Origin of the sequence: Altericista sp. CCNU0014 (assembly GCF_044923475.1) — a bacterium.
Taxonomy (GTDB): Bacteria; Cyanobacteriota; Cyanobacteriia; order Thermosynechococcales; family Thermosynechococcaceae; genus JAAURS01.
The window spans coordinates 5,289,477-5,302,241 of record NZ_CP137338.1 but is presented as its reverse complement, the minus strand read 5'-3'; the positions used below and the strand labels follow the sequence as shown (position 1 = coordinate 5,302,241).

Annotated in this window: 15 protein-coding genes, 2 tRNA genes and 1 other annotated feature; of the genes, 10 read left to right on the top strand and 7 right to left on the bottom strand. The window is 53.2% G+C overall.

What is annotated here, in order from left to right; all coding sequences use genetic code 11:
- Positions 1-75: 75 nt before the first annotated feature.
- The 8 genes from R6H26_RS25305 to R6H26_RS25270 all read left to right on the top strand — a co-directional run bounded on the left by R6H26_RS25305 (position 76) and on the right by R6H26_RS25270 (position 5,104).
- Positions 76-148, top strand: a tRNA-Trp gene (locus R6H26_RS25305).
- Positions 149-246: 98 nt separating this feature from the next.
- Positions 247-468, top strand: a complete 222-nt coding sequence (gene secE, locus R6H26_RS25300; protein WP_404786531.1) for a preprotein translocase subunit SecE — start codon at positions 247-249, stop codon at positions 466-468.
- 9 nt (positions 469-477) lie between these two features.
- A complete protein-coding gene (nusG, locus tag R6H26_RS25295; RefSeq protein ID WP_404786529.1) occupies positions 478-1,104 on the top strand; it encodes a transcription termination/antitermination protein NusG in 627 nt (208 codons plus the stop codon).
- 3 nt (positions 1,105-1,107) lie between these two features.
- The gene (rplK, locus tag R6H26_RS25290) at positions 1,108-1,533 is read left to right on the top strand and encodes a 50S ribosomal protein L11 (protein WP_404786527.1); all 426 of its coding nucleotides are present in this window, start codon (positions 1,108-1,110) and stop codon (positions 1,531-1,533) included.
- 105 nt (positions 1,534-1,638) lie between these two features.
- A complete protein-coding gene (rplA, locus tag R6H26_RS25285; RefSeq protein ID WP_404786526.1) occupies positions 1,639-2,352 on the top strand; it encodes a 50S ribosomal protein L1 in 714 nt (237 codons plus the stop codon).
- Between the two features lie 53 nt (positions 2,353-2,405).
- Positions 2,406-2,568: a sequence feature (ribosomal protein L10 leader region), on the top strand.
- A gap of 46 nt (positions 2,569-2,614) precedes the next feature.
- On the top strand, positions 2,615-3,142 hold the full coding sequence (gene rplJ, locus R6H26_RS25280) for a 50S ribosomal protein L10 (protein ID WP_404786524.1): 528 nt from the start codon (positions 2,615-2,617) through the stop codon (positions 3,140-3,142).
- Positions 3,143-3,243: 101 nt separating this feature from the next.
- A complete protein-coding gene (gene rplL, locus R6H26_RS25275; protein WP_404786522.1) occupies positions 3,244-3,630 on the top strand; it encodes a 50S ribosomal protein L7/L12 in 387 nt (128 codons plus the stop codon).
- 178 nt (positions 3,631-3,808) lie between these two features.
- Complete coding sequence (locus tag R6H26_RS25270) at positions 3,809-5,104, top strand: glucose-1-phosphate adenylyltransferase (protein WP_404786520.1); 1,296 nt, start codon at positions 3,809-3,811, stop codon at positions 5,102-5,104.
- Between the two features lie 110 nt (positions 5,105-5,214).
- On the opposite strand, the gene R6H26_RS25265 is transcribed toward R6H26_RS25270, so the two are convergent.
- The 3 genes from R6H26_RS25265 to R6H26_RS25255 form a co-directional block, all read right to left on the bottom strand.
- Entirely contained in the window at positions 5,215-5,655 is a 441-nt protein-coding gene (locus R6H26_RS25265) for a dTDP-4-dehydrorhamnose 3,5-epimerase (RefSeq protein WP_404786519.1), read from the bottom strand.
- Between the two features lie 161 nt (positions 5,656-5,816).
- Positions 5,817-6,461: a tRNA (guanosine(46)-N7)-methyltransferase TrmB gene (gene trmB, locus R6H26_RS25260; protein ID WP_404786517.1), complete on the bottom strand. Its 645-nt coding sequence runs from the start codon at positions 6,459-6,461 to the stop codon at positions 5,817-5,819.
- A 78-nt stretch (positions 6,462-6,539) separates the two neighbouring features.
- Positions 6,540-6,613, bottom strand: a tRNA-Arg gene (locus tag R6H26_RS25255).
- Positions 6,614-6,787: 174 nt separating this feature from the next.
- Between R6H26_RS25255 and R6H26_RS25250 the strand changes: the two genes are divergently transcribed.
- Positions 6,788-7,726, top strand: a complete 939-nt coding sequence (locus R6H26_RS25250; protein ID WP_404786515.1) for an NAD(+) kinase — start codon at positions 6,788-6,790, stop codon at positions 7,724-7,726.
- 59 nt (positions 7,727-7,785) lie between these two features.
- On the opposite strand, the gene glp is transcribed toward R6H26_RS25250, so the two are convergent.
- The 4 genes from glp to R6H26_RS25230 form a co-directional block, all read right to left on the bottom strand.
- Entirely contained in the window at positions 7,786-9,039 is a 1,254-nt protein-coding gene (gene glp, locus R6H26_RS25245; protein WP_404786514.1) for a gephyrin-like molybdotransferase Glp, read from the bottom strand.
- Between the two features lie 147 nt (positions 9,040-9,186).
- Positions 9,187-10,527 (bottom strand): cytochrome P450, encoded by a 1,341-nt coding sequence (locus tag R6H26_RS25240; protein ID WP_404786512.1) that lies wholly within the window; start codon positions 10,525-10,527, stop codon positions 9,187-9,189.
- 217 nt (positions 10,528-10,744) lie between these two features.
- On the bottom strand, positions 10,745-10,954 hold the full coding sequence (locus R6H26_RS25235; RefSeq protein ID WP_404786511.1) for a DUF6887 family protein: 210 nt from the start codon (positions 10,952-10,954) through the stop codon (positions 10,745-10,747).
- On the bottom strand, positions 10,954-11,130 hold the full coding sequence (locus R6H26_RS25230; protein ID WP_404786510.1) for a DUF6888 family protein: 177 nt from the start codon (positions 11,128-11,130) through the stop codon (positions 10,954-10,956). Before R6H26_RS25230 ends, R6H26_RS25235 begins: the two co-directional genes overlap by 1 nt.
- 283 nt (positions 11,131-11,413) lie before the next feature.
- On the opposite strand from R6H26_RS25230, the gene aroA reads away from it, so the two are divergent.
- Positions 11,414-12,763, top strand: a complete 1,350-nt coding sequence (gene aroA / locus R6H26_RS25225) for a 3-phosphoshikimate 1-carboxyvinyltransferase (RefSeq protein WP_404786509.1) — start codon at positions 11,414-11,416, stop codon at positions 12,761-12,763.
- The last annotated feature ends 2 nt before the right edge of the window (positions 12,764-12,765 follow it).

Sequence of the window (12,765 nt, the reverse complement as noted above, 5' to 3'; positions counted from 1 at the left end):
GCGATAGAATAGATGGGCAAGATGCAAACCTCTCACAGCTTAGCGGTTCTCGCTCTTCTGCTGAGATGAAAACATGCGCTCTTAGTTCAGTTGGTAGAACGCAGGTCTCCAAAACCTGATGTCGGGGGTTCAAGTCCTCCAGGGCGCGCTTTTCATCTTTAGCGCGGAAAGCGGCAGAGCATTAAGCGGCTTCTGCATCCAGCCGCTGAAATATCGCAACTCATTGGCAATTGGGTGTTAGAAACGGTGACTAAAAAAGACATTGAAGAAAAGCAAGCAAAACCAGGCCTAAACCCTAGTGAGTTTGTGAAGGAAACGAAAGAAGAATTCGCCAAAGTCGTCTGGCCCGATCGACAGCAGTTGATCAGCGAGTCGGCGGCGGTCATCTTAATGGTTGCCTTGTCTGCTCTTTCTATTTCTTTGATCGACAACTTGTTTAGGTGGCTGTCTACGCAGGTTTTTTCTTAGTTTATGTCTATGTCAGACGAACATTCCGAGCTTACCCCCCCTTCGCAGGAACCCTCAAGCAATAACGCACCTGAGGTCAAACACTGGTATACCATCCAGGTCGCTTCTGGCTGCGAAAAAAAGGTCAAGCAAAACTTAGAGCAGCGCCTTCAAACCCTAGACGTGGCGGATCGGATCCTTCAGATCGAGATTCCTCAAACGCCGACGGTCAAGCTGCGGAAAGACGGGTCTCGTCTGACGGGCGAAGAAAAAGTTTTCCCCGGTTATGTTTTGGTGCGCATGATCTTGGATGACGAAACGTGGCAAGTCGTTAAAAACACGCCAAATGTCATTAATTTCGTGGGTGCCGAGCAAAAGCGTCGTTACGGGCGGGGTAGAGGGCACGTTAAGCCCATGCCTTTAAATCCCTCCGAAGTCGAGCGGATCTTCCGCGCTTCCAAAGAGCAGGAGCCGGTTATCAAAATCGACATGGCGGCAGGGGACAAAATCAAGGTTCTCAGCGGGCCTTTCAAAGACTTCGATGGCGAAGTCATTGAGGTTAGCCCCGAGCGCAGTAAGCTGAAAGCGTTACTGTCCATTTTTGGCCGGGATACCCCGGTCGAGTTAGAGTTCAATCAGGTTCATAAAGAGAATTAAGCAATGGCAAAGAAGGTTGTTGCAGTCATTAAGCTCGCCATTACGGCGGGTAAGGCTAACCCTGCGCCCCCGATAGGCCCTGCCTTGGGTCAGCACGGGGTCAATATCATGATGTTCTGCAAAGAATATAACGCCCGCACGGCAGACCAAGTCGGACTGGTGATTCCAGTCGAAATTTCGGTCTTTGAAGACCGAAGCTTCACGTTTATCCTCAAGACCCCTCCCGCTTCTGTCCTCATTCAGAAAGCGGCTGGAATCGAGAAAGGATCGGGAGAGCCCAACAAGAAAAAAGTCGGCAAGATCACGACAGCTCAACTGCGCGAGATTGCCCAAACCAAGCTCCCCGACCTCAATGCAAATGACATCGATGCGGCCATGAAAATTGTAGCGGGCACCGCTAGAAACATGGGCGTGACGGTTGATGGCTGAGCGGTTCTCTTGAGAGCCAGCGCTAGCTCATTCTGTTTTGCTGTTTGACGTACACCTATTTGGGGGAGAGGCATTTGCTTCGTCAAGACCCCAGGAGATAAATAAATGAAAAAAGTTTCCCGTCGCTTGCGCGAGCTGCAGCAGCTCGTTGAAGAACGCCCCTATACGCCGTTAGAAGCCTTAGAGCTGCTCAAAAAGACAGCTACGGCCAAGTTTCCCGAGTCGGCTGAAGCGCACGTGCGCTTGGGCATCGATCCCAAGTATACCGATCAGCAGTTGCGAACCACGGTTGCCTTGCCCAAGGGAACCGGACAAGAGCTTCGCGTGGCCGTAATTGCCCGTGGAGAGAAGGTTGCAGAAGCCACCAGCGCGGGAGCCGATGTGGTGGGTTCTGAAGAGTTGATTGACGAAATTCAGAAAGGTCGATTTGACTTTGACCTGCTGATCGCTACCCCCGATATGATGCCTCAAGTGGCCAAAGTCGGTCGGATCCTCGGTCCGCGCGGTTTGATGCCGTCGCCTAAAGCCGGGACGGTGACGTTCGACTTGACCCAGGCGATCGCCGAATTCAAAGCGGGCAAACTGGAGTTCCGGGCCGACAAAACAGGCATCGTCCATGTTATGTTTGGAAAGGCTTCGTTTCCAGCCGAAGACTTGCTCGTCAACCTCAAAGCACTGCAAGACACGATTGAGCGCAATCGTCCCTCTGGTGCCAAAGGTCGCTACTGGCGAACCCTGTATGTTTCTTCAACGATGGGTCCCTCCATCGAGGTCGATATCAGCAGTCTTCGAGATCTGAAACTATCCGAAGTTGCCTAGTGCCGCTCGGTTAGGTTAAAAATTTCCTTTTGTTCTGCGGTTTGAATTGATTTAACTTCATCTCGACCCCACCAAAGACAGCAGGTGCATTTGCTTAATTTCCTGCCGAGGTTCCGGTCTCGCAATTTAGAGCTTTTTTGGTCAGCATTGGCCCTCTAGTCTGCGTTCTGGTTTTGACCCTCGGCAAGTATGCTGAGGGTCTTTTGGTGTTTGACAAGGAAAAACTTAGGTTCAACTACACCCAAGTCAGGAGGTGAACAGTATGGGTAGATCGCCAGAAAGTAAGCGACAAATCGTCGCCGACCTCAAGGCCACTCTAGAAGAGACGCAAATGACCTTTGCGATCGACTATCAAGGGCTCAGCGTTGCTGAAATTACGGATTTGCGGAATCGCCTGCGACCCGTCGGCGCGACCTGCACGGTGGCAAAAAACACCTTCATGCGTCTGGCCGTTGACGGTAACGAAACGTGGCAGCCTTTGGCTGAATATGCTGTAGGAGCGTCTGCATTCATATTCGTGAAAGAAGATCTGAGCGGTGCCATCAAGGCCTATCAGGACTTCCAGAAGGCTTCTAAAAAAACCGAGCTTCGGGGCGGTGCTTTAGAAGGACGCGGGCTATCTCAGGCTGACGTCAAGGCGATTGGAGACTTGCCGTCCAAGGAAGTGCTGATGGCGCAAATTGCGGGCGCGCTCAATGCCGTCACTGCCAAGGTCGCCATTGGTATTAAAGAAGTGCCGTCTTCGATCGCTCGGGGTATCAAAGCCTATTCCGAAAAAGATGCGGCTTAACCACTCCGTAGGGGCGCAAGGCCTTGCGCCCGCTTCTACGATGGGCTGAATCGATCGACCGTTTTTTATTCACATTACATTTGCGCCCAGGAGAGAAATAAATGTCTGCTGCAACCGACCAAATCTTAGACCAGTTAAAAACACTTTCCCTGCTAGAAGCTGCCGAGCTTGTCAAGCAAATTGAAGAAGCCTTCGGCGTGAGTGCTGCTGCACCCGTGGGCGGCATGATGATGGCGGCTCCTGCTGCTGCTGACGCTGAACCCGAAGAAGAAAAGACCGAATTTGATGTCGTTCTTGAAGAAGTGCCGGCGGACAAGAAAATTGCCGTCCTGAAGGTCGTCCGCACCCTCACGGGTCTGGGTCTGAAGGAAGCCAAGGACTTGGTCGAATCGACGCCTAAGGCCGTCAAGGAAGCCATCTCTAAGGATGACGCCGAAGCCGCTAAGAAAGAGCTGGAAGAAGCGGGCGGTAAAGTCGCAATCAAGTAGGCAATTGCTGCTTGAGATGCCTTGGCAATGCTAGTGACTCTAGAGCATTGTGAGTCGGGAGTGCAAGCTTTGCTCGCACTCCCGATTTTTTCAATCTCTTAACTCATTCCCCCTTGTCAAGGGTGCCTTACAGGCAGACACTGGACTGTAGAGGAGATTGGCAGCCTAGAGGTTTTTTATGAAAAATGTAATGACGATTATTCTGGGCGGTGGAGCAGGCACACGGCTCTATCCCCTCACGAAGCAGCGTGCGAAACCTGCTGTGCCCCTGGCGGGCAAATACCGGCTGATCGATATCCCCGTTAGCAATTGTATTAATTCAGGCATTAGTAAAATCTACGTCCTCACGCAGTTCAACTCTGCGTCGCTCAACCGCCATCTTTCTCGCGCCTACGTCTTCTCTGGGTTTTCTGATGGGTTTGTCGAGGTGCTGGCCGCCCAGCAAACCCCCGAAAATCCCAATTGGTTTCAGGGTACTGCCGATGCCGTGCGCCAATACCTCTGGATGCTGTCTGCCTGGACTGAGATTGACGAATTTTTAATCTTGTCCGGCGATCACCTCTATCGGATGGATTACAGCGACTTTATCAATCGTCACCGCGAAACCAACGCGGACATTACGCTCTCGGTCATTCCCATCGACGAGCGTCGGGCTTCTAGTTTCGGACTCATGAAAATCGACCGAGAAGGCCGCGTGGTCGACTTTAGCGAAAAACCAGAGGGCGACGAGCTGAAGCAAATGCAGGTCGATACGACCGTCCTAGGCCTATCTTCTGAAGAAGCGCAGCAGAAGCCCTACATCGCTTCCATGGGCATCTATGTGTTCAAAAAACAGGTGCTGTTTGACTTGCTCAGCAGCATGCCCAATGCAACGGACTTCGGCAAGGAAATTATTCCGGCAGCGGCTCAAAAGCAGCACAATGTCCAAGCTTTTCTGTTCAACGACTATTGGGAAGATATCGGAACGATCGAGTCGTTCTACGAGGCAAATTTAGCCCTCACCAAGCAACCTCAGCCACCCTTTAGTTTCTACGACGAGCAAGCGCCCATTTACACCCGTTCTCGGTATTTGCCACCCACAAAACTCTTGGACTGCCAAATCACCGAGTCTATGATCGGGGAAGGCTGCATTCTCAAAAAATGCCAGATTCATCACTCCGTGCTGGGCGTGCGATCGCGCGTCGAATCCGGGGCCGTCATCGACAACTCTCTGTTGATGGGTGCGGACTTCTACCAACCCCTTGCAGAGCGCGAGTCAGGAGAGGGAAGTGCGATCGTGCCGATGGGAATTGGGCGAGATACCCGCATCAGCCGGGCCATCATCGACAAAAACGCGCACATTGGCAGCAACGTACAGATTATCAATAAAGACCGCGTCGAAGAAGCCGAACGCGAAAGCGAAGGGTTTTTTATTCGCAGCGGTATTGTCGTGGTGCTCAAAGGTGCTGTCATCCCTGATGGCACGATTATCTAAGGCTATTCCAAAATAGAAACTACCAACCATTCTGTAGGGGCGCGAGGCCTTGCGTCCCTACGATACGGTAACTTGGCTTCCTTAGAAAAAATTCTAATCTCATCCCTTACTCAGGCGCTGAGCGGCGTGAGGAGCCGTCCTAGCGCTGCCCGAACGGCATCGAGATCGAAGCTAAACGGCGGTTTCATCGGACGATAATCTGTCGGATGTGATGCCCCGTGACGGAGCACCGCGTTGACAATGACGCAGGGTTCTTCGCTCAGATTGATGGCACCGTGGGGAATGCCGGGCGGAATCGTCACGACGGCTGGCACCGATTCGCTCAGGGCAATGTACTGGTACTGACGGTTTTGCAGCCCTACCAGCACAAAGCTGCCCCGCACGACCAAAATTTGATCGGTTTGGAAATGATGGACGAACAGCTCGTCGATCGTCCCAGCGGGAATGTTGACCAGCATCGTTTCATGGCTGGCCTGGGGCGTATAGAACTCGGCCATCCCTCCCCGGATAGACTCCAGCGGACGAACCTGAATACCGTTTTTTAGACTCATGGCGGACCGTCCCACAGTGGATAAAAGTTATCCCGTTCGATTCCATTCCACTGTAACGCACCCTTTCTTAAATAAATGTTGCATTTGTGACGTTGCGTGCATCTTAATGCTGTGTATTGCTGCGTGGGAGAAAATGGGTCTAAAAAAGCTAAATTTAGGAATTATTTCGACTCATTAGAGAGTCGGGTAAACCAACTTCGATACACGGGTTTCCCCTCTAAGAGGGTGGCAATTTCGCGCTCTGTTGCCACGGGCAATGGGTTGTGAGGCATCCAAGGCGTAGAATCTGGGCTGGGTTGAAACGCTGGGTGAGCGTTGATGGCAGCCCGCATTTGTTCTGCAACATCTAGAACGTCGGACTGAATGAAGAGAAATCCTTCTGGCTGGATGCGATCGGCCAATGTTTGGATGAGTTCCGGTTGGGCGACGCGGCGCTTTTGGTGGCGCTTTTTAAACCAGGGGTCGGGGAACTGAATCGTCGCTCCTCCCAGCATTTGCGAACCGAGCAGGGTTGAGAGGGAAACGTTGATATTACAGAACAAATAGTGGAGATTTTTTAGCCCGAGTTCGTCTCGCACTTCATTGGCGCGGACGACGAGGGGTTCCCGGATTTCGACGCCCAAAAAATTCCAGTCCGGTTTGGCCTGGGCCATTTCTAGCAAAAACTGACCTCGGGCGCAGCCGATGTCCAAATGAAGCGGGTTCGTGGTTGTTTGATAGAGGGTCGCCCAATCGGGAGGGGCAATGGGTGTTTGATATTTTTGGCTGAGGGGGTTGACGTGTTGGCGCACTCGCACTGCACTCATGGCAGACTACTCAAAATTTTTTCGACGTAAGAGAGCGAATTAAAAAACTCGCTCTTGAAGAACGAGCCAGATTAAAAACGGGCCAGGAGGGATTCGAACCCCCGACACCGCGGTCCGAAGCCGCGTGCTCTAGTCCACTGAGCTACAAGCCCATCAGTCCTCATCATCGTAGCAAAGAATTGCGGCGGTGGAGGTTGTTTTTGGCTTGGGGCGGCGTTGTTTGAAAACGGATCGATCTGTTTGGCTGTTTGGGGTTTGCCACTAACTCAGCAAAACGGTGTAATTTGTGTAGGGAGAGGCCATTTCGCAATAGCGCAAAAACTTCAGTGGATCTCAAACAGGTCATTATTGTCTATAAAGCTGGCGACCTCCAAAGCCAGCGGTGTGCAGAAGCTTGCTCTCGTCAGCTTGAGGCCAAAAATTGTCAGATTCTGTTAGGCCCGAGCGGCCCCAAGGACAACCCATTCCCTGTCTTTCTGGCCTCTGCAAACCAACCCATTAATTTAGCGGTGGTGTTGGGGGGAGACGGGACGGCGCTGGCAGCCGCTCGACATTTGGCTCCCGTGGGGATTCCAATTCTTGCGGTTAATGTCGGGGGCCATCTTGGTTTTCTGACGGAACCGTACGAGTTGTTTCAAGAGACAGAAAAAGTATGGCAGCGGCTGATTGAGGATCGATATGCGGTGCAGCAGCGCATGATGCTCCAAGCCGCACTGGTGGATGCGGTGAGCCTCAAAAGCGGCGAGTTGGAGCGCGCTCGACCCGACGAACTCGTGTTTTTGGCCCTGAATGAGATGTGCATCAAGCCCGCATCAGCGGATCGAATGATGACTTCGATTTTAGAGCTGGCGATCGATGGGGAGGTGGTAGACCAATATCAGGGAGACGGATTGCTCGTGGCGACGCCCACGGGTTCGACCTGCTACACGCTGGCAGCCAACGGACCGATCGTGCATCCCGGTATGGAGGCCATTGTGGTAACGCCGATTTGCCCGTTGAGTTTGTCGAGCCGCCCGGTGGTGTTACCTTCGGGTTCGGTGGTGAGTATTTGGCCCCTTGAGGATCGAGAACTCAGCACGAAGCTGTGGATGGATGGGGTGTTAGCCACTTCAATTTGGCCGGGGCAGCGGGTCGATGTGCGGATAGCGGACTGTCAGGCTCGCTTTATTTTGTTGCGGGATAATTATTCGTATTACCAAACGCTGCGAGAGAAGCTGCTTTGGGCGGGCGCTCGCATCCATTACAGCAGCAATCATCAAAACTGATAGTTTGAGAAGGTGCCCCGAGATCGCAGCAACCGTACAGCCCGGAATCTTGCCGGATACTAGGAGACCTGCATGACCAGGACCCATTCCCCCGCTTCAACCCGAGGGCGATCGCAGCTTAAAACGGCCAGTCCGTTAGTATTCGCTAAATTAATGAGATTTCCAGAGCTGTGGCTGCCTCCAGCCAAGTCAAACTCGTAGGTGCCGTCTGACCTCAGAACCAGTTGACCCCAGAGGTAAGTCTCGCGCTTGCCGTCAGCTTTGAGATCGAGACGCGAAATGGCTCGGATGAAGGTAGGCCCCCAGCTACGGGACTGACCGGAGAGTTTTTTGAGCGCGGGTCGGACAAAGCGCCAGAAACTCACGAGTGCGGAGACGGGATTGCCTGGCAGTCCGAAGTAAAGAATGGAGCGCGGGTTGTTGGGGTCGGGGTTGGGAAAAGTCGCGACCGTCAGCGGCTTACCCGGCTTAACCGCAACGGACTGAATGTGGAGGGTACCGCCCAACTCCACTAAAATCTCCTCAACGTAGTCGTAATCGCCGACGGAAACGCCGCCTGTCGAAATTACAACGTCCGATGTGGCGATCGCCCCTAAAATGGCCGCTTTCAACGCGTCTCGCTCATCTGGAATAATGCCAAGACGCTGGGCGATCGCCCCGGATTGCCGGACAAGGGCGGCGATCGCGGGTTGGTTCGAGTCAACGATTTGACCGGACTGAAGCGTTTGTTCTGGCGTGACGAGCTCGTTGCCCGTAGACAGCAGGCTCACCGCAGGCCGACGATAAACCGCTACGGGGGTACATTGAGCGGTGGCTAAAATCGCAATTTCGGGTGCGTTGAGGCGGGTGCCGCAATACAGTAATGGAGCGCCCGCCCTGTAGTAGTCTCCCTTTGCGCGCACCCAAGCCTGGGGTTCCGGGCGCTCTAGGATAAAGACGCGATCGCCTTCGCGTTGGGTGCGCTCTTGGATGACAACGGCATCTGCGCCGGGGGGCATCATCGCCCCCGTGAAAATCCGGGCGGCTTGCCCTGGGGCAATACCCTGTGGGGGATGGTAGCCTGCTGGAATTTCCATCGCGATCTCTAGGGCCACGGGAGATTCCGCGCTGCAGGTCGTCAGATCGGTGGTGCGGACGGCGTAGCCGTCCATTGCAGAATTATCCCAGTAGGGAAAATCGAGGGCGCTCTGCACCTCTGCTGCCAAAATGCGGCCCTCGGCTTCGTCAAGGGACATCCATTGGCGATCGCGTTCTGGATCGAGGGGATAAGTCAGGCTTAGAATCTTAGCTTCGGCGTCTTGGACGGAGAACATAGCGCGTACCGAACAATGGATGCGTTAACAGCAGTCCGTCGATCGTCGGAGTGGCAAGTCGAGCTGATGTCGTACGGGTTAGCTCCGAAGCGTTTCAGCAAGGACTGCTGTTCTTCAAAGAATATCGCCGATCGTTGCAAAAGCTTTCTATCGTCTCCCCGTCATGACCATTCGGACCCCGCCTGTCGGTGCAAGCGTAAACCCACGGCGTTGCAGTTTGACGGGTTTCTGCTCTACTAAGGCCAGTTGATACTTGAATAAAATGGTCGCGAGCACCAGTTTCATTTCCAGCTGAGCTAAGGCATATCCCAAACACCGCCGACTGCCACCCCCAAACGGGAAATATTCTGAGGCCGAATACTGGCGCTCCAGGAAACGTTCTGGCTTGAATTGCCGAGCATTAGGGTAGATGTCCTCTCGGTAATGGACCAGATAGTTCGTTGGCATGAAGGTGGTCTCAGCATCAAACCATTGGCCGGCAATCTGCACGGGCGATTTTGCGATGCGCGGGAAAATGACGGGAAGGACGGGATACATCCGCAGCGTTTCTTGGCAAACGGCAGTTAAGTAAGGAAGCTGAGCGATTTCCATGGGGGGCGAACTCTCCCCTAAGCTGTCTAGCTCTTTTAATAATTTTTCGCGGACCTCTGGCTGTTGGTGAATTTGATAGAGCGCCCAAGCGAGGGTTGTTGCGGTGGTTTCGTGTCCGGCAAATAAAATCGTGAGCAGTTCGTCTCTTAACTCGTCATCGGTCATCGCTTCCCCATTTTCATCTCGCGCTGCCATCATCAGACTCAGGACATCGGTTCGCGCTTCGTTGCCCTTAGCCCTTCTCTCTTCAATTTCTGCCTGGAGCAAGCGATGGACTTGGCGTTGGCGTTGTTTCATCCGTCCCCACGGGGACCAGGTTCCCCAGTCTTGTTGCAAAAATTTCAAAAATAACAAGCTCGATCGCAGGGGAGAATCGGTCATGTCGATCCAATCCGTGAGGAGGGGTTTGAGCTGTTCGTAGCGCTCTCCCGCACTCAAGCCAAAGACGATCTGCAAAATCATCTCCAGGCTGATTTTCTGCATGGCCGTCCGCGCTACAAATGGCTGACCGATTTGCCACTGGCTGGCGAACTGTGCGGTAATGAGGCAAATTTGCTTCGCGTAGGTCTGCAACCTTTCTCCGTGAAAGGGAGGCATCAATAATTTTCGCTCGCGTCGGTGGCGATCGCCGTCCATGAGCATCAAAGAGTTTTTTCCGACCAATGGCTCTCCGAGCTCGTTCCCGCGCCCCGCATCGAACTTAAAATCTTGACTGAAGATCTCTTGAATGGCCTGCGGGTTGCTGACGAGCACGTAAGGCCCGAGGCCACCCAAATGCATCGTAAAGATATCCCCGTATTTGCGGCTATATCTGTCTTGAAAGCCGAGGGGATCGATAATCCAGTTGATGAGCTGCCACCAAGGCGGGCTGGTAATGAGGTTGGGCAATTGACTCAAGATGACATTTCCCCACTGGGCTAGATGCATAGCCCGCTGATGTTTAGATGCGTCTTCACTTTTACCTAGTCAAGAATCTAACAAGGCGATCGCAGCTTGATTCTTTTGTGCTCGTTCAGCTTCAATAATAGACGAGTAAAGTTGCCGTTGGAAGCTACAACCTAATTTTAGCGTGTAGGAAAAATAACGTAATATCAGCGTTTAGTTTTATATTTGGTTAAATAGTGGCAGAATTTTCTAGCTTCTGAGCAATTGCAGTGCGAAGCTTGTCGTCGAAGTCCATGTCTCTGATATTTGCGATCGTTGGAAAGCGATGCGCGTTACGACGTTCTAAATAAACGCTGAGCGCCGCTTTATCTGAGGAATGTGTGGCGATGTAGTGCTTTAGTTGTTCATCGGTCATCGCAGCATAATCAGTCTGGCTCATTAGCTTAGATCTCCATTTGGAGCTACTTCAAACTCGATTTTATAATCATAGCCTGCCAGTAAATATAGATTACGCGTACTCTCTTCTACCCAAACCAGGAAAATGGGTTGGGACATCTCGAAGGTCAGTTGATGGCTGATACGATAAAGCGCTTCAAGTTGTTCGATGGTTGGCATTGAGTTATTGCAGAGGCTTGTAAAGTAGCAGAGGCGATTAAGACTATAACTTTGCTAGAGACTGAGAGGCGATCGCACTGTGTCCCCAAAAGTCTCAAGAGACTCTAGCGTATCTGTGAAGTTAAACATTTCATCCTCTCCAAAAATGGCTAATAAAGTTTCATTTTCATGAATCTGAAAGCGGTCAGTTAAACTTTGATCGATATATTGAGGTCGGCTATGATATGCCACGCTCCCCAAAAAACGCGGTAGGATTGCGATCGCCCTTCCACCCCAGCCTTCCATGTCAGCTCCCGTCCTCACCATTACCGCTGCCGCCGAATCCTCCGCTACGGCTTGGCACATTCAGCCCACCCATCCGATCGCACTTCAGGGTTCGGTTCAAATTCCTGGCGACAAATCCATCTCCCATCGCGCCCTCATGTTGGGCGCGTTAGCGACGGGCGAAACGACCATTCGAGGGCTGCTCCTGGGTGAAGACCCGCGCAGCACGGCGGCTTGCTTTCGGGCAATGGGCGCTCAAATTTCGGAACTCAATCCAGAACTGGTCACCGTTCGAGGGTTGGGCTTAGGGCTATTGCAAGAACCCGATCGCGTCTTAGATGCGGGCAACTCCGGCACCACCCTGCGGCTGATGATGGGAATTTTAGCCTCCCACCCCGATCGCTTTTTTACCGTCACTGGAGATGACTCTCTGCGATCGCGACCCATGGGCCGCGTAGTCGCCCCCCTGCGTCAAATGGGCGCTCAGATCTGGGGACGCAAAGGCGATACCCTCGCACCGCTGGCCATTAAGGGGCAGCAGCTAAAGCCCATTCACTACCAGTCCCCCATCGCCTCTGCCCAAGTCAAATCCGCTGTTTTACTCGCCGGACTCATGACCGAAGGCCAAACCACCGTCACCGAACCCGCCCTCTCCCGCGACCACTCCGAACGCATGTTTCGTGCCTTTGGTGCGGGGGTGATGGTCGATCCAGAGCGCCTTAGCGCCACTGTAGTCGGCCCCGCCCAACTTCGCGGGCAATCTGTAATCGTACCGGGAGATATCAGCTCGGCGGCCTTCTGGCTCGTGGCAGGTGCCATCGTGCCCGATTCCAATTTGCTGATCGAAAATGTAGGGATAAACCCAACCCGTACGGGCATCCTAGATGTCCTGCTAGAAATGGGAGCCGATATCACTTTAGAAAACCGCCGCGAAGCTGCCGGAGAACCCGTGGCCGATCTGCGGGTGCGCTCCAGCGCTCTAAAAGCCTGCACCATTGAAGGGGCCATTCTGCCCCGCCTGATCGATGAAATTCCGGTGTTGGCCGTGGCGGCAGCGATGGCTCAAGGCACCACCATCGTTCGAGATGCCGAGGAGTTGCGGGTGAAAGAGAGCGATCGCCTTGCCGCCATTGCCTCCCAACTCAATCGCATGGGCGCGCGGGTGACAGAACGACCCGATGGATTGGAGATTGCGGGCGGACACCCCCTCAACGGTGCGGAAGTCGATAGCTTTACCGATCATCGCATTGCGATGAGTCTGGCGATCGCCGCTCTGGTTGCTACGGGCACGACTACTATCCATCGCGCCGAAGCCGCAGCTATTTCCTATCCTGCTTTTGCCGATACGCTCAAAACCCTTTGCCTGTAGCA